General features: G+C 43.2%; 3 protein-coding genes and 1 pseudogene. All 4 read right to left on the bottom strand.

The window, feature by feature from the left end:
- Nucleotides 1-6: 6 nt before the first annotated feature.
- Nucleotides 7-14,880 (bottom strand): non-ribosomal peptide synthetase, encoded by a 14,874-nt coding sequence (locus DJ93_RS26920; protein WP_042984489.1) that lies wholly within the window; start codon nucleotides 14,878-14,880, stop codon nucleotides 7-9.
- On the bottom strand, nucleotides 14,870-21,358 hold the full coding sequence (locus tag DJ93_RS26915; protein WP_042984488.1) for a non-ribosomal peptide synthetase: 6,489 nt from the start codon (nucleotides 21,356-21,358) through the stop codon (nucleotides 14,870-14,872). Before DJ93_RS26915 ends, DJ93_RS26920 begins: the two co-directional genes overlap by 11 nt.
- 2 nt (nucleotides 21,359-21,360) lie before the next feature.
- A complete protein-coding gene (locus DJ93_RS26910; RefSeq protein ID WP_042984487.1) occupies nucleotides 21,361-25,920 on the bottom strand; it encodes a non-ribosomal peptide synthetase in 4,560 nt (1,519 codons plus the stop codon).
- 14 nt (nucleotides 25,921-25,934) lie between these two features.
- Nucleotides 25,935-26,087, bottom strand: a pseudogene (locus DJ93_RS32515) (MFS transporter); the annotation flags it as partial.

Below are 26,087 nucleotides of genomic sequence, written 5' to 3'. Positions count from 1 at the left end.
AGGTTTCTATATCTCTATCAAATGATGTTTGCACCAGAACCCATTCACGAAATATTTAGCTATTTTTTCCACTGCTGGGGAGAAGACAATCTCTTCGTGCGATCCAGGCACCGAATACTTATTCACTTTCCCCTGTAATAACGGCTTCCAATCCGTGAACAACTCTCTGCCTTCTTCAGCACTGAAGTAGATGACCTCCCCAGAATATGGCGTTAAAACATGTTCTGCCATTAAATTTAGACACTTCCTGTGAGCATTGGTAATCTGCTTTAGACTCGTAAGATCCGCATCGGGCGGGAGCACTCCTTCTACAATCAACTGATCAACAAGCATGTCCTGTTGATGAACGAGTTCTTCTTCCTGCTCCACTAGGTCTAAATGGATAAAATGCTTCAATATATAAGAGAACATATCCTCCTTTGTCTTGTAATCCTGTTCTGAAGGCACCTTAGTATCCATAAGTACCAACATCTCAACTTCTTCTCCCTGGTTCCGTAGCATAGTTGCGATTTCATAGGCGATGGCACCGCCCAGAGACCATCCTCCCAGACGATATGGTCCCTCTGACTGAACCTGCTTCATTTCCTTGATGTAGAGTTGAACTACTTCCGACAAAGTCAACCCATCCATTCCTTCCTTCTCTACGAGAGGATTCTGTAAACCATAAAATGAGCAGTGATCCTTGAGTAACCTTGCTAGCTGAATGTAACAGAATACATTACCCATAAACGGATGAACACAGAAGAAAGGCCTTTTCTCTGACTCTTGTAGTGGAACCATAACCGATAACGATTTTGCCATATCATGATTGTCACGGATGAGACAAGCGATTCCTTCCACTGTTGGGTTCTTAATCAGTGCGGACACCTTAATCTCTTTTCCAAATTTCTCTCTAATCTTTGAAATCAATTTGATTACAAGGAGAGAGTGACCCCCTCTATCAAAGAAATCATCGTTTACATGGACATCTTCTATCTGTAGCAAATCCTGCCAGATTCTAATCAGCTGATACTCGATTTCATCCCGTGGGATGATTGGTGTAGAAAAGGTACTTCCTCTTTGAATCGTTAAACTGTTCAGTGCCTTTCGATCAACCTTCCCATTTGTTGTAAGCGGAATCGCGTCTACCTCAATAAAGTGTGCAGGAACCATATAATTCGGTACTTGTCTCTTGAGATGTTCACGCCATTCATGCATACTTCCTTCACCCACCACATAGGCAACCAATCTCTGATTTCCTGGTTGGTCCTCTCTTATCAAGACTACTGCCTCTTTGACCGATGGATGACTTTCTAAATTCGCTTCAATCTCTCCAAGCTCGATCCGGAAGCCTCGAATTTTCACTTGATTATCGATTCTTCCCAAATAATCCAAGTTACCATCAGGAAGGTACCTCACGAGATCTCCTGTTCGATATAGCCTCTCTCCTTCTTTGAATGGATGAGAAATAAAACGTTCGGACGTTAACTCTGGACGATTCAAGTATCCTCTCGCTAGGCCTGCTCCACCGATATAAAGTTCACCCGTTACACCAACTGGAACAGGTAACAAATTCCCATCCAATACATAGGCTTGAACGTTCGGCAACGGACGCCCAATGGTTACTCTCTTACTATCTTTTTTGATACGATAACATGTCGCATCAACAGTACATTCTGTGGGACCATACACGTTATAAAAATGAATTTTCTCAGCCTCTACTAATTGTTCCCACAGTGACGGCACAATTGCTTCGCCACCGACCAGTACCTTGCTTGGAACATGAACACCAGCATTTGTTTCTAACAACCCACCATCTATGAGTAATTGGAGTAATGAAGGTGTCATATCGAACATTTCCAACTTATTCTCCCGAATATAGGATACAAACTGTTGGGGATCACTGCGAACTTCGTTCGGAATAATATACAAGCTAGAACCATACAAAAGCATTTGTAATTGCTGAATGGATACATCAAAGGCGATTGAAGCATTTAAACCGACGCGCATGTTAGTAGGTGTCTCATAGGAAAAAACTTCTTTCTGTAAACCATACGATAGGTTTAGTACAGAATGATGTTGCACCAAAGCTCCCTTTGGATTCCCAGTCGAACCCGAAGTATAGATAACATACGCCAAGTTTTCTCCTGTCACTTCACATATTGGTGAAAGGGTGCTTTCTTGCGAAATCATCGCTTGATCCCGATCCAAACAAACTGCTTCGACTTCTTCAGGTATCCACCCTTCTAATGCTTCGTTCGTGACCAATACTCGGATTCCTGTATCCTCCAAAATATATCGTAGGCGACTTTCTGGATACGATGGATCCAATGGAACATAGGCTGCCCCAGCTTTCCAGATCCCCATGAGCCCGACAATCATATCGACTGAACGCTGGAAGCAGAGCCCGACCAATGACTCGGTCCCAATCCCACATTTCTGGAGATAATGGGCCAATTGGTTTGCTTTTTCATTCAGCTCTCGATACGTCAACTGCTGATTTTCATCCACTACCGCCAACGTGTCAGGTGTACGATTCACTTGATCTTCAAACAGTTTATGAATCACACTCTCGCGTGGATACGCTACAGCGTTATCATTCCATTCTTCCATTAGTTGCTTCTGTTCTGGTTTCGTAACATACACCAGCTCCGAGAGGGTTTGATCAACGTTCTCGATTATTTGCTTTAACACCTGACGTAAATGACCCAGCATTCGTTCAATGGTTAATCCATTAAACTTGCTACGATCATACAACAGCTTTAACGACAACTGACTTTCTGGAGCAACAGCCAATCCTAATGGATAGTGGGTTTGCTCTTCTCCTTCCAAGCCACCAATTTCCAAATCTCCTGAAGATTCCTCTTTCACCGGGTAGTTTTCAAACACATACAAGCTATGGAACAGCGGGGTCCCCCTTGGAACTTCACTCCATCCCTGAATCTCTGTTAAAGAAGCATATTCATACTGTCTTCTTTCTATCTCTTCCTCTTGTATCTTCTGCAACCAATCCCTTACTTTCATGTCATCTGTCAATTGGATCCGCGTCGGTGATGTAGTAATAAAAGGACCTACGATGTGCTCGACATCAACAATCTCCGTGGGGCGTCCCGAGCTAGTTACACCAAAGACAATATCGTTCTCGCCACTATATCGGCTCATGAGATACGCCCATGCACCTTGAATCACCGTACTCAAGGTAAGCTTATTGCGCTTCGCCCAGCTTTGTAACGCTTTGGTCTGCTCTTCCGACAAATGAGCAACCTTCTCTGTATAGCCTTTTTCTTGCTCCTTACTTTCTAAGCCAAGCAGGGTTGGCGCTGTAAAGCCTCTGAGTTTCTCTCTCCAGAATTGTTCCGCTTGCTCCTGATTCTGCTCTTTTAGCCATTGAATATATTTCTTGTATGGCGGTGACTTAGGTAAATCCACAGTCTCTCCTTTCAGCCTCTTCTGATACACTGTAAGCAATTCATTAAAGACCAGTGGTAAGCTCCATCCATCCAACAAAATATGATGATGCGTCCAAACAACCCGATATTCTTCCTCCGCTTCTTGAATGACAGTCACCCGCATCAATGGCGCTTCATCAAAAAGAAAGGCTTGTTTTCGATCCGATTCCAAAAAGGCTTTTCGTTTCTCCTCTTTTTCTTCAACAGACAGCTCACGCCAATCCACTTCATTCAACTTAAATGGGATATGTTCATACACCACTTGTAAGGGCTCTTCAATCTCATCCCACACAAATGCCGAACGAAAGATCTCATACCGCTGAATCGCCGATTTCCACGCCTGTTCGAAAGTAAGGATATCCAATTTCCCTCTAAGCAGGAAACTTAATTGCACCGTATACGGCGCGGAATGTTCATCCCCTTGATCATGCAGTGTATGGAAGATCATGCCTTCCTGCAAAGGTGATAGCGGATACAGGTCGGTAATCGAATAATTCTTTCCACGATTCATCTTAGATAGTACTTTGTTCAAATCTGTTGGAGTGAGATTTGCAATCGCAAAATCCGAAATGGTCAGCGCAGATCCTTCACCCGAAGAATGAATCAATCCACTCAGTTGATGGAGCATATTCTCTGCAACACTCTGAATGGTCGACTTTGCAAACTGTCCAACATTGTACACCCAAGTGAAATGAAGTTTTCCATTGATTACAATCCCGATTACATCGATTAAATGTGATCGCTTGGAACCAGGAGCATGGTCTAATCGCGTAAACCCGGTCTCCGGAGCAAACATTGCATCATCAGAGAACATTTGGTCAAATTGTCCAAGATAGTTAAAACTAATGGACGGCGTGAGCTGAGACTGGAATCGCTCATGCATTGCTGGATTCAAGTACCGCAAAATCCCATAGTCAACGCCCTTATTAGGAATTTGGCGTACTTGTTCTTTGACCGCTTTTAATGCTGCAATGTGCGTGTTGGCACCTGTAATATTCAAGTGAACAGGATAGATACTTGTAAACCATCCCACGGTTCTCGATAGGTCAATGTCTTCAATTATTTCTTCCCGACCATGCCCCTCCAGATCCACAGTCAGCGTCGAACGACCTGTCCATGCTGCCGTAGCCTGTACCAATGCTGCCAATAGTACTTCATTGATTTGGACACGATGGGTGCTTGAAACCTCTTGCAATAACGCATGGGTCTCCTTCTCATCCAGCACCACGGTAATCTCCTCGGTTGCTATGTTTGCTGAATCTTCGAGGGTGGCATCCACTGGTAGCATAGCCACTTCTTGTTCGGACTGTCGCTCCCAGTAATCGCGCACTTCTTGTACAATCCCAGATTCAGCGTAATGATGCAATTTTTCTGACCACGCTTTAAAGGATGTACTCTTCATAGGTAATTGGATCTTCTGAGCCTGGCTCGCTTGATTATATCCCGTTTGCAGATCCTCCAGTAAAATCCGCCAAGAAACACCATCCACTGCTAAGTGGTGAATCGCCCAGAATAATCGGCCGGCTCTCTTCTCACCTTCATCAAAATACACCATTCTCATTAGCGGTCCTGCGTGTAAGTCCACGCTTGCTTGTGCATTGTCAATCTCCGTTTGAATCACTTGATGCCATTCTGTTTGTGGCACTTCGTCTAATGAAATCACGGTCAGCGTCGATTGCTCTTCGATTCCTTCGTTCCGCTGTTTCCAAGCTCCATCCGGTAAACGTTCATATCTTAAACGTAAGACATCATGATGGATCAGAAGGGTACGCACAGCTTTCTCCAGTAATACTATATCCAGTCGCTCTTTTGTTCTAAAAAACATAGATTGATTCCAATGATGTGGGTTGGGGTGTTCTTGTGCAAAAAACCATTGCTGAATAGGTGTAAGAATCAGTTCTCCAGTTACAACTCCTTGCTCCGCTTGTACAGCCTGTTCTTCTTTGACTACTTGTGCCAACTCGGCAATCGTTTGGTGTTCAAACATTTGCTTTGGTGTCAATTGCAAACCTGCTTGCTTCGTACGAGAGACAATCTGAATGCTGAGGATTGAGTCTCCACCGATTTCAAAAAAGTTGTCATGAATGCCAATAGGTTTTGTACCTAGTACATTTTCCCAAATCATGGCAAGTATTTGTTCACGCTCATTTCTGGGAGCTACGTAACCTTCTTCTGTCCCTTGACGATCTGGCACAGGAAAAGATTTCCGATCAATCTTTCCATTTATAGTCAGTGGTAACTCTTCCATCTCGACAAAGTAGGAGGGAACCATATGACTTGGCAGTTGTGCTTTGAGATACTCGCGCCACTCTTCTTTACGCCCTTCACCCACTACATAGGCTACCAATCGCTTATCTCCCGGATGATCTTCCCTCACCATCACAACGGCCTCTTTTACCGAGAGATGCTCCTGTAAGGTTGCCTCTATTTCCCCAAGCTCAATCCGGAAACCTCGAATTTTCACTTGGTTATCGATTCTTCCCAGATAATCCAAGTTACCATCAGGAAGGTACCTCACGAGATCTCCTGTTCGATATAGCCTCTCTCCTTCTTTGAATGGATGAGAAATAAAACGTTCGGACGTTAACTCTGGACGATTCAAGTATCCTCTCGCTAGGCCTGCTCCACCGATATAAAGTTCACCCGTTACACCAACTGGAACAGGTAACAAATTCCCATCCAATACATAGGCTTGAACGTTCGGCAACGGACGCCCAATGGTTACTCTCTTACTATCTTTTTTGATACGATAACATGTCGCATCAACAGTACATTCTGTAGGACCATACACGTTATAAAAATGAATTTTCTCAGCCTCTACTAATTGTTCCCACAGTGACGGCACAATTGCTTCGCCACCGACCAGTACCTTGCTTGGAACATGAACACCAGCATTTGTTTCTAACAACCCACCATCTATGAGTAATTGGAGTAATGAAGGTGTCATATCGAACATTTCCAACTTATTCTCCCGAATATAGGATACAAACTGTTGGGGATCACTGCGAACTTCGTTCGGAATAATATACAAGCTAGAACCATACAAAAGCATTTGTAATTGCTGAATGGATACATCAAAGGCGATTGAAGCATTTAAACCGACGCGCATGTTAGTAGGTGTCTCATAGGAAAAAACTTCTTTCTGTAAACCATACGATAGGTTTAGTACAGAATGATGTTGCACCAAAGCTCCCTTTGGATTCCCAGTCGAACCCGAAGTATAGATAACATACGCCAAGTTTTCTCCTGTCACTTCACATATTGGTGAAAGGGTGCTTTCTTGCGAAATCATCGCTTGATCCCGATCCAAACAAACTGCTTCGACTTCTTCAGGTATCCACCCTTCTAATGCTTCGTTCGTGACCAATACTCGGATTCCTGTATCCTCCAAAATATATCGTAGGCGACTTTCTGGATACGATGGATCCAATGGAACATAGGCTGCCCCAGCTTTCCAGATCCCCATGAGCCCGACAATCATATCGACTGAACGCTGGAAGCAGAGCCCGACCAATGACTCGGTCCCAATTCCACATTTCTGGAGATAATGGGCCAATTGGTTTGCTTTTTCATTCAGCTCTCGATACGTCAACTGCTGATTTTCATCCACTACCGCCATCGTGTCAGGTGTACGATTCACTTGATCTTCAAACAGTTTATGAATCACACTCTCGCGTGGATACGCTACAGCGTTATCATTCCACTCTTCCAGTAGCTGCTGCTCCAATCCCGATAGCATCGGCAACTTCGTTAGTGATTTATCGGGATGTTCCACGATTTCATTCAACCAGTTTTCAAAATGCTCAGCCATACGTCTAATAGTTACAACGTCAAATAAATCAGTCTTATAGTCAAAAGAAAGGAATAGACCCTCTTCCACCTCTACGGCGTTTAAACTCAAATCAAACTTGGCGACCGAAGCATGGCTTTCCATCGCATCTAAACTTCTTTCATGAAGCTCTGGTAGCTCTTGTTTCGTATTTTGCAAGGTAAACATGGTTTGGAAGATCGGAGAATGACTTGTACTTCGCTCGGGTTGTATGACTTCTACAATCTTTTCAAACGGAACATCTTGGTACTCATACGCCTTCAATGCTTTTGTCCGTACCTGAGACAACAACTCTTGGAATGTCGGCGCACCACTCAAATCAGCCCGATAAACCAACGTGTTGACGAAGAAACCAATCAACCCTTCAATCTCGCGATAATTCCGATTTGCAATCGGGCTTCCGACAAGAATATCCGATTGTCCTGCATAACGGGCAAGGAAGCTTTGATACGATGCCAGTAAGGTCATGAAGAGCGTCGATCCTTCTTGACGACTAAGTTCGTTCAGTTTGTCGCGTAATGAGCGTGACAGCAATACAGTATGTGTCGATCCACGATGGGTTTGCACCGCAGAACGGGGACGATCCATCGGTAACATTAAGACTGGTAACTCGCCAGACAGCTCTTCCTTCCAATATGCAAGCTGTTGATCAAGTACTTCTTCTTTCAACCATTCCCTTTGCCATTGGGCAAAGTCGGCATATTGAACCGGTAATGGTGCGAGTTCTGCTGGTTTTCCACCAACCGCCTCTTCATAAAATGCCATCCATTCTTGGAGTAAGATTTCCATCGACCATCCATCCGAGATAATATGATGCATATTACAAAGAAGAATCCATTCTGCTTCTGCGATTTTCACGATTTGCCCACGGAACAACGGACCTTGTTCTAAGTCAAATGGGGCTTCGACTTCGGTTTGAATCCATTGCTCCACTTCTCTTTCTCGCTCTTCTGGAGAAAGCATAGTTAAATCCATTTGTAGAAGGGACCGGAAAGCATACGGTTGAATCTGCTGCACCGGATGACCATCCACTTCATGGAACACCGTCCGCAATGATTCATGACGCTCTAACAGCTGATTCCATCCCGTCTCCAATGCTTCGTGTACCCAATTTCCTGTAAGACGGCATACCATCGGCATATTATAAAGTGCACTATTAGGCGTAAATTGGTCGATGAACCATAAACGCTGTTGGGCATAAGAGAGCGGAATGGCTTTCCCTCGTTCCATCGGCATTAGTGGTGGAATCTCTCGTTTTTTGTCTCCCTTACGCAACTGATTCAGTCGCTTCGCCAGTGCCTCCACTGTTGCATACTCAAACAGTTCACGCACTGGTAGTTTGATTTGGAAGACTTCTTGTAAACGTGAGACCACTTGAGTAGCGAGTAGCGAGTGGCCACCAATTTCAAAGAAGGAATCCTGAACACCAATATTTCCTATGCCTAACACTTGACTCCATACCGATACGATGAGCTCTTCCATCGGAGTTCGTGGGTATACGGTATTTTCAGTAGATAGTTCATCAGGTACAGGCAATGCTTTCAAATCGATTTTTCCATTCGGTGTGAGTGGTAAAAATGCCATCTCGACAAAGTGTGCCGGAACCATATAATTTGGTAAATGTGTTTGTAGATGCTCCCGCCATTCATGAACACTTCCTTCACCAACTACATAAGCTACTAATCGCTTGTCTCCTGGATGATCCTCTCTTACCAGTACAACAGCTTCTTTCACAGACAAATGCGCCTGCAAAGTTGCTTCAACTTCTCCCAGTTCAATCCGGAAACCACGAATCTTTACTTGGTCATCCATACGACCATGGAACTGGAGATCACCGTCAGGAAGATAACTTGCTTTGTCCCCAGTGTAATAGAGACGTTCCCCTGACTTAAATGGATGCGGAATGAATTTTTCCTCTGTGAGTTCCAGACGATTGACATAGCCACGAGCAAGGCTCTTTCCTCCGATATAGAGATCTCCAATCACACCCACCGGCACCGGCTGAAGGTGAGAATCTAACACATATACTTCTGTATTCGCAATCGGTCGACCAATCGACGGAGTACCTGATGTCATGCCAACAGGCACGTAACAATCAGTGGTAACGACGGTATTTTCCGATGGACCATACTGATTAATTACCGCAAAAGGGATTTGTTCAGATGGATACTGTGTTAACTGATCTCCTCCCGTAATGATAAAACGGAGATCCGTCTTCTCTGGCCAAGATAATTTCAAGAGTCTTTCTAGAATAGGTGTAGGCGCAAAGCTAGCTGTGATTCGTGAATCAATGAGCCAATCTCGTAGAGCCTCTGGATTGATTCTCAACTCTTCCGTTGACAGGTATACTGCTGCACCAGCAGTGAGATAAGGCCAAATCTCCTGGACAGCTGAGTCAAAGGCAATCCCCGCAATCTGAGTCGCACGATCCTGTGCTGTAATTTGGTATACCGCTTGATGCCAAGAGACCATATTCATCAATGACCGATATTCGACCATGACACCCTTTGGCTTTCCTGTGGAACCAGAGGTGTAGACGATATAAGCTAAGTGCTCGGGTTGCACCCGCCGCTTCGGTGCAATCACGCTTTCATCTGTTATTTCTTCTAACCTCACCGTTTCGACCTTTTCGAAAACGCTTTCTTGCGCTGCTGTCGTCACCACGATTTGGATTCCTGCATCTTCAATCATGTATTGTAACCGTGATTTCGGATACAACGGATCTAGGACGACATAGGCCCCGCCAGCTTTTAATATGCCAAGTAAACTTGCCATGAGCTCAGCCGATCTCGGGAGGTAGACACCCACAACTGATTCAGGAACAACTCCTTTTCTCTGTAAAACATGTGCCAACTGGTTTGCTTGCGCATCCAGTTCACCGTAGGTCCACTCTCTCATTTGATCGACCACTGCAATCGCATCGGGACGTCGTGCTACTATGTCCTCAAATCCGTCGCAAATAAGACCCTCTTGGGACATTTCCATTGCGGTGTCATTCCATGTTTCTAATAACAAATTACGCTCAAATTCGGATAGCATCCCCAGACTATTCAACGGTTTTTGTGGATGATGAGAAACTTCATGTAGCCAGGTCTCAAAATGTCCTGCCATTCGTTCGATGGTTGTAACATCAAATAAATCCTTATTGTATTCAAAAGAGAAGATTAATCCTTCTTCCGTCTCGGCCGCCATTACACTTAAATCAAATTTCGCAATCGGACTATGACTTTCTATCATTTCAATCCTTCTACCAGACAACACTGGAAGCTCTTGTTTCATATTTTGTAAGATGAACATCGTCTGGAAAATTGGAGAATGACTTGTACTCCGCTCGGGTTGCACAACTTCCACAATTTTTTCAAATGGAATATCTTGATATTCATATGCTTTTAGTGCCTTTTGACGCACCTGAGACAAGATATCTTGGAAAGTCAGTGTACCACTCAGATTAGCTCGATAGACCAGCGTGTTCACGAAGAAACCAATTAATCCTTCAATCTCTCTGTAATTCCGATTCGCAATCGGGCTTCCGACAAGAATATCTTCTTGTCCTGTATAACGGGAGAGGAAGCTTTGATACGCAGCCAACAGGGTCATGAAGAGCGTCGATCCTTCTTGACGACTGAGTTCATTCAGTTTGTCGCGTAACGAACGTGACAGCAACACAGTGTGTGTCGATCCGTGATGGGTTTGCACCGCAGGACGTGGACGATCCATCGGCAGTTGTAGTACGGGAAGCTCACCAGACAATTCTTCCTGCCAATAGTGGAGTTGCTGTTCAAGCACTTCTTCCTTCAACCATCCCTTTTGCCACTGAGCAAAGTCCGCATATTGGATTGGTAATGGTTCAAGTTCTGCTACCTTCTCATCCACTGCTTCCTCATAGAAAGCTATCCATTCTTCAAGTAGGACTCCCATCGACCATCCATCCGAAACGATATGATGTAGGGTGCAGAGAAGGAGCCATTCCTCTTCTCCCACTCGCAAGACGCTTGTCCGAATCAGTGGGCCCTCTCCTAAGTCAAATGGTACCTCTGTTTCTTGCTGAATCAAACGCTTAACTTCTACTTCTCGCTCTTCCGGAGAAAGCATAGTTAAATCCATTTGGGAAAGGGATTGGAAAGCATACGGTGGAATCTGCTGCACAGGAAAACCATTCACTTCATGGAACACAGTCCGTAAAGATTCATGACGCTCTAACAGCTTATTCCATCCTGTCTCCAGTGCTTCGGGTATCCAATCCCCTGTAAGACGGCATACCATCGGCATATTATAAAGTGCACTATTGGGCGTGAATTGGTCGATGAACCACAGGCGCTGTTGGGCATAAGAGAGCGGAATGGTTTCTCCCCGTCCCATCGGCATAAGCGGTGGAATCTCTCGTTTTTTGTCTCCTTTACGCAACTGATTCAGTCGCTTCGCCAGTGTCTCCACCGTTGGATACTCAAACAGTTCGCGCACCGGTAGTTCGATTTGAAAGACTTCTTGTAAACGTGAGACAACTTGGGTAGCGAGTAGCGAGTGGCCACCAAGTTCGAAAAAGGAATCCTGAGCACCAATATTTTCTATGCCTAACACTTGACTCCATACCGATGCGATGAGCTCTTCCACTGGTGTTCGCGGTGAGACACTACTTACGCTCATGGACTGTTCATCCAATGCCAGTAAGGCTTTGCGATCAATCTTGCCATTCGGAGTGAGTGGCATCGCTTCCATCTCAACAAAATATGCCGGAACCATGTAATTCGGTAATTGCGTCTTAAGGTGCTCACGCCATTCTCCAGTGTTTCCTTCACCCACCACATAAGCTATTAACCGCTTGTCTCCAGGATGATCTTCCCTCACCAACACGATAGCCTCTTTCACAGATGAATGATCGTGTAGAACCGCTTCAATCTCTCCCAGCTCAATCCGGAAACCTCTGATTTTCACTTGGTTATCTATTCTTCCTATATACTCCAAGTTGCGATCATTCAGATATCTCACCAGGTCCCCCGTCCGATAGAGTCGTTCTCCTTCCTTAAAAGGATGCCGGATAAAACGTTCAGCAGTTAACTCTGGACGATTGAAATAACCACGTGCCAAGCCTACACCACCAAGGTATAGTTCCCCTGCCACGCCAATCGGTACCACCTGTTGGCTTTGATCCAACACATACAATTCGGTATTATCAATCGGACGACCAATCGGAATAAGCATCGGTTCTTTTTCTAAATCACAATCATAATAAGTGACATCTACAGTCGCTTCGGTAGGACCATACAAGTTGCTTAACTTCGTTTGCTGAAAATCATAAAACACACCCTTAAACCGGCGAACCTGTTCAGTATTTAACGCTTCTCCACTGGTGAAAACCTGACACAAAGACGATACGTCCTTTTTTACTTTGGATTGTTCCATATAATCCAAGAAAGTAGATAGCATCGACGGAACAAAGTGCATCGTGGTCACGCGATATCGTTCAATACACTCCTCAATCATTGCAGGATCCTTCTCGCCACCCGGTGGAAGTAAACAAACACGTGCTCCTACAAATGACCACCAAAATAATTCCCAGACAGAGACATCAAACGAAAACGGCGTTTTTTGAAGAATCGTATCCTGTTCAGACAATGGATAGTTTTTTTGCATCCACTGTAATCGGTTGATAACCGAATGGTGTTCGATCATCACTCCCTTCGGATTCCCTGTCGAACCCGAAGTGTAAATGATATACGCCAAATTGTTTGCTGTCACTCCACTCACTGGCGCCACGCTACTCTCTTTAGAAATCGCTGCTTGATCCCGATCCAAACAAATCGCTTGGATACCTTCAGGCAACCACCCCTGTAGCGCTTCCTTTGTTAAAAGCACTTGGATTTGCGAGTTCTCTAAAATGTATCTCAGGCGATTTTCTGGATAACTCGGATCCAGTGGGACGTAAGCCCCACCCGCTTTGAGAATCCCTAAGAGACCAATAATCATATCGGGTGAACGCTCGACACATATGCCGACCAATGACTCAGGTCCTATATCCCGTTTCTGTAAATAATGTGCCAATTGGTTCGCTTTCTCGTTGAGTTCTTGATACGTCAGCTGTCCACCTTCATACATTACCGCCACCGCTTCAGGTGTACGTGCAACCTGCTGCTCAAACAGTTCGTGAATCATACTCTCATGTGCATAAACTGCGTCAGTATCATTCCATCCTTCCAAGAGCTGCTTCTGTTCTGTGTCCGACAGCATCGACAGCTTTGTAAATGATTCATCTGGATGATGAACAATTTCGTTCAACCAGTTTTCAAAATGCCCTGCCATACGTGCAATGGTTCTACTTTCAAATAAATCTGTATTGTATTCAAAAGAGACAAATAGACCTTCTTCCACCTCAAATGCGGTTAGACTCAAATCAAATTTTGCGATGGAAATATTACTTTCTATCATTTCCAAACTTCTCCCAGGCATCTCTAGTCGTTCTTGTTTAATATTCTGAAGCGTAAACATAGTCTGGAAGATGGGCGAATGACTCATACTCCGTTCAGGTTGTACAGCTTCTACCACTTTTTCAAACGGAATATCTTGATATTCATACGCTTTCAACGACTTTTTCTTTATCTGAGACAAAATCTCCCGGAACGTAGGAGTTCCACTCAAATCCACCCGATAGACCAACGTATTAACAAAGAAGCCGATTAATCCCTCTACTCCTTTATGATTCCGATTCGCAATTGGACTTCCGACGAGAATATCTTCTTGCCCCGTATAGCGAGCAAGAAAGCTCTGATATGCAGCCATTAAGGTCATGAATAAGGTGGATCCTTCTCGTCGGCTTAAATCCTTCAATAAACTAAGTAGTGTATGAGGAAGAATCACGCGATACGTGTCCCCAGCGTACGTTTGCGTAACCGGTCGAGGACGATCCACTGGCAGTTGTAATATGGGAAGCTCACCGGACAATTCTTCCTGCCAATACGTGAGTTGTCGATCCAACACTTCACCCTGTAACCACTGCTTTTGCCATTTTGCAAAGTCTGCATATTGAATTGATAGTGAACTTAGTCCAGCAGGCTTCTCACTCGTTTCTTCTTCATAGAAAGCAAGCAATTCATTGATCAATATGCCGATGGACCACGCATCAGAAATAATATGATGCATGGTACATAGCAATAACCATTCCTCTTTCCCTAATTGAACCAGTTGATTACGAATCAAAGGGCCATTCATTAAATCAAACGGATCCTGCGCTTCTCTAGTAATCAAACTCTCTATCTCTTTTTCCTTTACTTCCAGAGGAAGGTGAGAATAATCCTCTACAGGTAGTTTTCTAGGGGAAAATTCCACAATATGTTGTACAGGTTGGTCTCCTACTTCCTTAAAAACGGTGCGTAATGATTCATGACGCTCAATAAGTCGATTTAATCCCTTTTCCAACGCTTCAGGTATCCATTTTCCTTTTAGACGCCATACTGTCGGAATATTATATAATGAACTGTTTGGGTTAAATCGGTCCATAAACCACAAACGTTGTTGTGCATAGGACAACGGAAGTGCTTCTTTATTCTCCTTTTTCTGCATCTGCTTCTGAAGCCACGCCCTCTTCTCTGGAGAAAGCGAATTCAACTTTGCAAGTAAATCACTTCTCATTTTTTACACCTTCCTCAACCAAGTTTCTCTCGAATATACCTTGCGCTTCTTCCTCTGATAACTCTTCTAATTGCTTAAGAAATTTAAGTAACTCTTCATCATTACTCGCTGCTGCTTCTGCTGCTGCTGCTTTTTGAATATAGTCTTGAAAACTTACATTCTCCTGACTATCATTCTGCGCTTGCTCATTTCCACTATGGCGCAACTGATTAACCCGTTCTGCCAATTCCTGCACCGTAGTATACATAAATAAATCATGCAATGGTAACTCAATTCCAAAGGCTTCTTTCAGATTAGAAACAGCTTGTGTAGCGAGTAATGAATGACCACCGAGTTCAAAAAATGAATCATGAATCCCGATATTTTCCGTGCCTAAAACTTGATGCCATATCGAAACAATCGCTTCTTCCGTAGGTGTACGAGGGGCAACATAACCACCCTCTGCTTCATTGCGCTCTGGTGCAGGTAAGGATTTCCGATCGATTTTCCCATTTGGGGTGAGCGGGAACGCTGTCAATCCGACAAAGTGTGCCGGAACCATGTAATTTGGTAACTGGGTCTTGAGATAATCACGCCACGCATGAGCATTTCCTTCTCCCACTACATAGGCAACCAAACGCTGATCACCCGGATGATCTTCGCGTATCATCACAACGACTTCGTTAACCGATGAATGACTTTGTAACGTCGCTTCAATCTCCCCTAACTCAATCCGAAATCCACGGATTTTCACTTGATGATCAATCCGGCCAAGATAATCCAAATTCCCGTCCGGTAGATACCTCACAAGGTCCCCCGTCCGGTATACTCGCTCCCCTTCTTTAAACGGATGCGGGATAAAACGCTCGTTTGTTAAGTCAGGGCGGTTTAAGTAGCCACGCGCCAATCCTGATCCCCCAATGTAAAGCTCACCTACTACACCAATCGGTACCATTTGCTGGTTTGCACTGAGTACATATACTTCTGTGTTAGTGATGGGTCTACCAATCGGTGGTACCGTGTGCATAACACCCTTATCTAGCTTCATATACGTAGAATAAGTAGTATCTTCGGATGGACCATATAGGTTGTACACCTTTTCAATCAGACTTCCCTCATACAAGTGCTGGACCAGTGACTGCGGCAACGGTTCTCCAGCCAAATTCATCACCTTTACCGAAGAAGGAATCGTCTTTGATCGAACCAGTTCCTTCGCCGCTGATGGTACAGTATTAACCAAAGTCACATCCTTCGTAGACAACTTGTCCAGATGAAGGGCACTTTCAGCGACAATCACCTTGCCACCTATCGTCAAAGGAACAAACACTTCAAAAACCGATAAATCAAAGGATAGTGAAGTTGAAGCCAGCACTCCCGCTAATTCCTGTCGGGAATAGGTCTGATGTGCCCAATGGATCATCGCCAACGTACTCCGATGCTCAATCATCACTCCCTTGGGATTGCCAGTGGATCCTGACGTATAGATGATATAAGCTAAGTTATCGCTAGTCACTTCACTCGTACATGCCGTCGTTACTTCCTGTTCAATCTCTGCTCGATCACAATCGATACAAATCATGTCAACGGATTCAGGTAACGTCATTTTTTGCTGCAACTTTTCCTGTGTCACCAGTACTTCGATATGAGCATCCGCTAAAATATACCGTAGCCGACTCTCCGGATACGCAGGATCAATCGGAACATACGCTCCTCCTGCTTTCATGATTCCTAAGAGACCGACAATCATCTCAGATGAACGTGTAACGCTAATCCCAACCAATGATTCGCATCCCACACCCCGCTTCTGGAGATAATGGGCCAACTGATTGGAACGTTCGTTCAGTTCTCGATACGTTAGCTCCTTATCTTCACACACTACCGCAATCGCTTCTGGCGTTTTCTCCACTTGTTCCTCAAACAATGTATGAATCGTGCTTTCACGTAGGTCCACGACACCTGTGTTATTCCATTCCTCTAGTAACCGCTTATATTCCGCTTTCGATAGCATATTCAGCTTTGATAGAGAATCTTTTGGATAAGATACAATTTCATATAACCAATGTTCAAAATGGCCTGCCATTCGTTCAATGGTTGCAGCATTAAACAAATCGGTATTATATTCAAAAGTTAGCAATAATCCTTCTTCCGTCTCCGATGCAAACAAACTCAAATCAAATTTGGCAACCGAAGTATGACTTTCCATCAGCTCCATGTTTCTTTCAGATAACTGAGGGAACACTTGTTTCGTATTCTGTAAGGTAAACATGGTTTGGAAAATCGGCGAATGACTGGTATTCCGTTCAGGCTTTACGGCTTCTACCACTTTCTCAAACGGAATGTCCCGATACTCGTATGCTGTTAGTGCTTTTTTTCGTATCTGCGACAGAAGTTCTTGGAACGTCGGATTTTCACTGAAATCAGCTCGATAAACCAACGTATTTACAAAGAAACCAATTAATCCTTCAATTTCTTTAACATTCCGGTTCGCAATCGGGCTTCCAACCAAGATATCGTCTTGTCCCGTATAACGAGCAAGGAAGCTTTGATACGCCGCCATCAAGGTCATAAATAAGGTGGATCCTTCTTGCTGACTTAACTCCTTGAGCTTTTCTCGTAGGGAATACGACAACATCAGAGACTGACTTGCACCACGATGGGTTTGAACAGCGGGTCGAGGACGATCCATCGGTAATTGCAAGACCGGTAACTCGCCAGACAATTCTTCCTTCCAATATTGAAGATGCTGATCAAGATCCTCTTCTTTTTGCCATTCTTTTTGCCACAGGGCAAAGTCCGCATATTGAACAGGTAACTTCTTCAGCTCCACTTCCTTTCCACTTACCGCTCCTTCATAAAAAGCCATCCATTCTTCGAGCAAGATTCCCATTGACCATCCATCCGAAATAATATGATGCATCGTACAAAGGAGTATCCATTCCTCTTTGTCCATTTTCAAAATTCGTGTTCGAATTAAGGGACCTTGTCCCAAATGAAATGGTTCTTCCGCTTCGTTTTGAATGAACCGCTTCAACTCTCTTTCTCTGTCTTCCAGAGAGAGAATTGTTAAATCCATTTGAGGGAGGGGTCTGAAAACATGCGACTGAATCTGTTGAACAGGTTTCCCCTCTCGCTCTTGAATCACCGTCCGCAATGATTCATGACGTTCAATCAACTGATTCCATCCCGTCTCCAATGCTTCAAGTGACCATTTTCCTGTCAGTCGACATGCTGCATGAATATTGTACATCGCACTATTTGGCGTTAACTGATCAATGAACCATAGGCGTTTCTGTGCGAAGGAAAGCGGAATGGACTCTTCCCGTGTCATAGGTACAAGTGGTGGAATCTCTCGTTTTTTGTCTCCTTTACACAACTGATCCAGTCGCTTTGCCAGTGTCTCCACCGTATCGTACTTGAAAAGTTCGCGTAGCGGGATTTTAATCTGGAATGCTTCTTGTAATCGAGAAACGATTTGGGTAGCGAGTAATGAATGCCCACCCCGTTCAAAGAAAGAGTCCTGAATGTCGATATTTTCTACTCCTAACACTTGACTCCAAACCGAGGCGATGAGCTCTTCCGATGTCGTTCTCGGTAGGGCGTTACATTCTCCCATAGGTTGTCTATCCGGTGCCGGTAAGGTTTTTCGGTCAATTTTCCCATTCGGAGTAAGTGGGAAATATTCCAACTCCACAAGGTGTGCTGGAACCATGTAATTCGGTAATTGGTTCTGAAGATACTCTCGCCAATTTTGGATATTTCCATCGCTATTCACATACGCTACCAATCGCTGATCGCCTGGGCGATCTTCTCTCACTAACACGACAGCCTCTTTGATAGACGAATGCCTTTCTAAAGTCGCTTCAATTTCTCCAAGCTCAATCCGAAAACCACGCACTTTCACTTGATGATCTATTCTTCCTATAAATTCTAAATTCCCATCAGCTAGATATCTTACTAAATCTCCAGTTCGATATAGCCGTTCTCCTAATTGAAACGGATGCTGAACGAATCGTTCAGCAGTGAGATCAGGTCGGTTTAAGTAACCACGCGCTAAGCCTGCACCACCAATATATAACTCACCCTCTATCCCTATCGATTGCAAGCGTTGATTCTGATCTAATACATACAGCTGAGTATTTTGTATTGGATGACCTATAGAAACAAATTCTTGATTAGGTTGACAGTCAAATGCATTTACATAAATGGTTGCTTCTGTTGGTCCATAAAAGTTGGTCAATTTTACTTGTCCGCTCTGATCCCAGTGCTGCTGAAATCGTCTAACCAATCCTGAACTCAGCTCTTCCCCACCGGAAAATACATGGCGCACGGACGAACATTTCAGTTTCAGCTCAATATGATCGAAATAATCTAAGAAAATAGATAGCATCGAGGGAACAAATTGGACAATGGTAACCCGATGCTTCTCTATCACTTCAGCTATTATGGAAGGATCTTTCTCTCCACCAGGAGGTAGGAAGGATACACATGCTCCTACACTAATACCCCAAAATAACTCCCACACAGATACGTCAAATGAAATCGGTGTTTTCTGCAAGACCACATCCCTTTCAGAAAGTGGATATTGATGTTGCATCCATTCAAGATAATTGATCACTGAATGATGCTCGATCATCACTCCCTTTGGTTTTCCAGTAGATCCTGAAGTATACATGACATATGCTAAATTTTTTCCTGCTACACTGCTTGTACATGCGGTCGGTTCTTCCTGTTCAATCGCAATGCGATCTTGATCCATACAAATTGTTTCGATTTGCTCGGATATACCTATTTTTTCTAACTTTTCTTGCGTCACTAGTACTTCGATTCTAGCATCTTCTAATATATAGCGTAGCCGACTCTTGGGATACGTAGGATCAAGTGGAACATAAGCTCCTCCTGACTTTAGAATCCCTAGCAACCCTATCATCATTTGTGGGGATCGTTCCATATATACACCGACTAACGACTCTGGACCCACACCATGCTTCTGCAAATAGTGAGCCAGCTGATTAGCACGCTCATTCAGCTCTCTATAGGTAAGTTGCTCATTTTCATAAATAACCGCGATTGCTTCTGGCGTTTTCTCCACTTGCTGCTCAAATGACGTATGAATCATGCTCTCACATGAATATTCTACTTGAGTATCATTCCATTTCTCTAGCAGTTGTGTCCGCTCTTCCATTGTTAAATAGGTAATTTCGGATAGCTTTGGGTCTGAGCTTTTCGTCATCTGGATTAATGTTTGCGATAGATGACCCTGAATCCGATGAATGGTCTCTTCATCCAAATGATGCCGGTCATACATCAACTTCAAAGTGATTTGCTTACCTGGCATTGTAATGAGCGTCAAAGGATAATTTGTTTGTTCCGCACTTTGGACCTCTAGTAACCTTAAATCAGTATTGCGCTCTCCTTGAATCGGGTAATTTTCGAACACATACAAGGTATGAAATAAAACACTACTCCTTGGAACTTCACTCCAACCTTGAATATCGACCAACGAATTATACTCGTATTGTCTCCGTTCCATTTCTTTCATCTGTATCTTACGGAGCCAGTCTACTACTGATGTATCATCCGTTACATGAATTCGGGTAGGCAATGTGTTAATGAATAGACCAACCATTTTCTCTGCTCCTACTAATTCAGTAGGACGTCCAGAGCTAGTCACACCAAATACGATGTCGCTTTCGCCGCTATACCGGCTCATCAGGTAAGCCCAGGCTCCTTGTACTAACGTATTTAATGTTAGCTGACTATTTCGCACCCACTCTTGTAAAGTCTCAGTCAGTTCCTCAGATAGCCGATAAACACTCTCTTCATAACCCTTCTCCTGTCCCTGGTCACTTCTTTCCATCGCTAATGGCGTAGGTGCATGAAATCCTTTTAATTCTTCTGTCCAGAATTTCTCAGCCTTACTTCGATCTTGTTTATTAATCCACTGGATATATTTTTTATAGGGAAGAGACTTGGGAAGATTGGGTGCTTCTCCCTTTATCATCTTGAGATAAACTTCCATCACTTCACTGAAGACCAGGGACACACTCCATCCATCCAATAAAATGTGATGATGCGTCCAAATGATTCTCGTTTCTTCTTCTGCTTCTTTAATCGCAGTGATTCTCATTAACGGTGCATCGTCTAACGAAAACCCTTGCCTCCGATCAGCATTCAAAAACTGGTGTAATTTCTGTTCCCTCTCTCCACATGGAAGAGCGCTCCAGTCTTCTCGACGAACGGTAAAAGGAAGACGTTGATAAACAGCCTGCAATGGCTTTTCTACTTCCTCCCATACAAAAACAGAACGTAGAATCTCATGTCGATGAATGATGTATTCCCAAGCCTTTTCGAAAGTAGCAACGTCCAATCGACCACCGAGTAAGAAACCTACCTGTACAATATAGGAAAAAGAATGATCATCATCTTGATCATATAAAGTATGAAACAGCATCCCTTTTTGCAAGGGTGATAATCCGTATATATCGATAATATCCCTCATCGTTACACCCTCTTCTTTGTTAATTTAAGTAATACTTTACTCAAGCTTTCTTCCGTAAGAGCCTCTGCATCAGCAAAGTCAGATACCGTAAAAGCAGACTCTGTCGTTGGTGGATTTATCAGCAGACGAAGCTGATTCAACATGCTTTTTGCTATCGCTTGAATTGTCAATCTAGAAAACTGTTCTCTACTATACATCCAAACAAAATGTAGCTTCTCATCTTTTACCATACCGACAACATCAATCGGGTGAGATGGTTTAGATTCTGGAGCATGGTCTAAGCGTGTAAACCCTGTCTCCTGCATAAACAAAGATTCTTGGGAAAACACTTGATCAAATTGTCCCAAATAGTTAAAGCTTATCGATGGTTTTTGCTGCTGATAGAACGGAAGCAATTCTCTGCTCAAGTAACGTAAAATACCATAATCAACGCCATGATTCGGTATTCGACGCAATTGATCTTTCACGGCTTTTAATCCCTCAATAGGTGTCGTTGTTCCCTGAAGATCAAAATGAACGGGATAAATACTCGTGAACCATCCCACTGTCCGCGATAGATTGACACCTTCAATCATCTCTTCTCTCCCATGTCCTTCCAAGTGAACAGAAAGCTTATGCTGATTTGTACAGTCAGCTATAGCTTGTACTAATGCCGTCAATAGTACCTCGTTGATCTGTGTCTTATAAGTCGCTGGAACTTCTTGTAACAACGCGTAGGTCTCTTCTGCTCCCAACGTCATCGTCACTTGATCAGTCGATGCTTCTGTCGTTTCATGTATAGGGTAGTCCATCGGAATCGTCATCACTTGTTTTGCTTCCTGTTCATGCCAATAATCTTGTACTTCTTTTGAAATATCTGACTCACTGTATGCCTGTAGTCGTTCCGACCATTCTTTAAAGGATGTACTTTTCGCAGGTAACTGAACCTTCTGATCTTGTTTCATCTGGTTGTATACGGCCTGTAAATCTTCCAATAGAATTCGCCATGATACCCCATCTACTACTAAATGATGAATCGTCCAGAATAATCGATTGTTCCCATTCGAACCATCATCGAAGTACACTACTCTCATCAACGGGCCTGCAAGTAAATTGAAACTGGCTTGAGTAATATCCATCTCTTCTTGTATCACTTGATCCCACGCTTGTTGATCAGCATCATTCCGCTTTACCACACGAAGTACAGACTGTTCATCGATCCCCTCATTTCTCTGCTTCCAGGTTCCATTGGGCAACTGTCCATATCGGAAGCGTAAGGCGTCATGATGTTTGAGTAAGTTTAATAGGGCTTCCTCTAGTAACTCCACATCCAATCTCTCTCTTACTCTCAAAAGCATCGACTGATTCCAATGTTGTGGATACGGATGTTTTTGTTCGAAGAACCAGTACTGAATCGGAGTGAGCGGTACCTCTCCCGTCACAATACCCTGCTCCGCTTGTACTCCCTGATCTTCTTTGACTACTTGCGCCAACTCGGCAATCGTTTGGTGTTCAAACATTTGCTTGGATGTAAGTTTTAAACCCAATTGACTCGCTCGTGATATGATCTGAATGCTGAGAATCGAGTCTCCACCAATTTCAAAGAAGTTATCATGGATTCCCACCTTTTTAATCCCTAATACTTGTTTCCAAATGGTAACCAGTGTTTCTTCGTTACCATTCCGGGGTGCAACACATTCAATTTCGATTTTTCTATCCTCTGGTACAGGTAAAGCCTTACGATCAACTTTACCGTTAGCAGTTAGTGGAATGGCTTCCATCATCACAAATCCTGAAGGAACCATATAGCTCGGTAGTTCCGCCTTGAGATAATCTCTCCACGCATCTACATTCCCATCACCCACGACATATGCCACCAATCGTTTATCACCCGGCTGATCTTCTCGAACAATTACAACAGCCTCTTTTATGGATGCATGCGCGTTTAAAGCAGATTCAATTTCCCCGAGTTCAACTCGGAAACCACGGATCTTCACCTGGTGATCAATCCGCCCAAGATAATCCAGATTTCCATCCGGCAAGTATCTCGCTAAGTCTCCTGTCCGATATAATCGTGCTCCCGGATCACTACTGAATGGATGAGGAATGAAACGTTCTGCAGTCAATTCTGGTCTGTTTAAATACCCACGTGCGAGTCCTGCTCCACCAATATATAGTTCGCCAGCTACGCCAATAGGCACAGGCTGTTGCCAAGCGTCTAGCACATACACTTCTAAATCTGGAATACGCTTTCCTATATTACTTCTTGAAGAATGTTGCACATCACCTTGAGTAATTGGATAATAAGTAACATGAACGGTAGTTTCTGTAATCCCATACATATTGATTAACTGTGGCTTCTGCTCTCCATACCTTTGAAACCATGGTAACAAGCTGGTAGAATCGAGTGCTTCCCCACCAAATATGACATAGCGCAGATGCAAGTTTCTATTCTCATCTTCTTGTTCACACACCTGTATTAATTGTCGAAATGCGGATGGTGTCTGATTAAGAACCGTAACCTCGTCCTTTACTAACAGTTGATAGAAATCCTCGGGCGATCGACTAATCCAGTAAGGAACAACAACCAATCTTCCACCATAGAGCAATGCCCCCCAAATTTCCCATACTGAGAAGTCAAACGCATAAGAATGAAAAAGTGTCCAAGTATCTTTTTCATCAAACTGATACCAGCATTCCGTTGATTTAAATAAACGAATCACATTGTGATGCTCTACCATGACTCCCTTCGGATTCCCTGTTGATCCCGAAGTATAGATTACGTAAGCGAGATGTTGAGGATTTACATCAGAAATCGGTACAGCAGTACTTTCTTTCTCAATCTCAACTTGATCTTGATCAAGACAAATCGATTTGATATTCTCTGGTAACCATTTCGATTCTTTTAAACTTTCTTGCGATACGACTAACTGAATGCTAGCATCCTCTAAAATATACTGAAGTCGCTGCTCTGGATACGTTGGATCGAGTGGAACATAAGCTCCACCAGCCTTCAAAATTCCCAAAATACCTACAATCATTTCAGGAGAACGTTCAACACAAAGTCCAACCAACGAATCGGGTCCTACTCCTTTTTTCTGCAGATAGTGAGCTAACTGATTCGCACGTTCATTAAGTTCCCTATAGGTAAGCCTCTCCTGTTCATACATAACTGCAATGGCATTAGGATGAATCATCGCTTGCTGCTCAAACCCCTCATGAATAGTTGCTTGAGGTGGAAAGTCAAGCTTAGGATCGTTGAACTCTACTAAACTTTTTCTTTTATCTTCTTCTGATATGATTTTGATTTCAGCAACCTTCTGCTTCGGATTATTAAAAGTGTTTTCCATTAATGCTAGCATTGTTTTAATAAAGCGAATCATCTCTTCTTTGGAAAATAATTCTTCACGATAATCAACATGTACTTGTAAAGAGTCTATATCAGTCAAATTTTCAATATGTACTGCAAAATCTTGCACTTCTTCACGATTTGGAATCCAAAGAGAGTCACCACTTTCACCACGCTCTCTATAATCAATCGTAGTTCCAAAAAGTCGAACATTACTGTTATTCTCTTGATTCATTTGCTTTATTAACAAATCAAATGGATATTTCTGATGTCGTAATGCTTTACGTTGTTTTCTAGACACTCGGCCAATAAATGAGAGTACTTCTTCTTTAGGATCGATATCCATTCTCAGAGGAACTGTACTTACCATCATTCCAATTAATTCCCGCTCCATTTTAGTCATACGATTGCCATAAGCCATTCCCAAGGCAATATCAAGCGACGAGGTCCATCGATACATCGACAACGAAAGCGCAGCAACAAAAAGAGTATATATGCTAAATCCGTAATGATCAGAAAATTCTTCCAACTTTCCTTTTGAATATTCCGATAATATGAACGTCTCACGTGATGCTCTCGTACTAACTTGGTAAGCATTATAAGGTTTCAATCCCGTTACAGATGGAAGTGTTTTGAATTCCTCTAACCAGAAGCTTTGATCTTTTTGAAAACGACTGCTGTTCAAGTACGTCTGTTCATTGACTAGAAACTGAACATATGAGTTCCTAGGGTTGCTCACATCCTTCTCACTATGAAACTCATGATAATATTTAGCAATCTGACGAGTCCAAATTTGGATTGATAAACCATCCATGATAATGTGATGAACATTGCCAAAGACGGCACACTCATTATCGCTTATTTTTATTAAAGAAAAATAGTATAAATCAGAGTCAAATAACGTAAACGTCTCTTGCGCCTTCTGCTCAATCCATTTTTCTAGCAAATCCGAATCTCCCTCAGAACTGAAGTCGAAGAAGTCAAATTCTCGATCTTGATGTTTAACAAAATATTGCTCTGGTTCCTGATGCCTATTTTCTTTCAGCCTGATACACAGACCATCATTTTCACTGATGACACGATTCACGGCTCGATTTAATATCGAATGATTCATTTTTCCATGAATCTTGAACAAGAATCTTAGATTACATATACCTTTACCTGAATTAATAACTTCTGTATACCATATTCTCCTCTGTGGATGACTTAAAGGATAGTACTCCTCATTGGACATAAAAAATCCTCCCTTTAAAGATTATTTACACTTATAGGTTCATGTTTAACCCAAAAATACTTTTGTAATAAAACCCCCATTACTCCAATGATGATGAGCCCAATACCCACATAAAAATAGAGTTGAATTACTCCGAAAAAGTGAACCAGTGGTCCGCTCATAGCAGG

The sequence above is a fragment of the Bacillus clarus genome (assembly GCF_000746925.1).
Lineage (GTDB): Bacteria > Bacillota > Bacilli > Bacillales > Bacillaceae_G > Bacillus_A > Bacillus_A clarus.
This window is presented reverse-complemented; position numbering and strand designations above follow the sequence as displayed.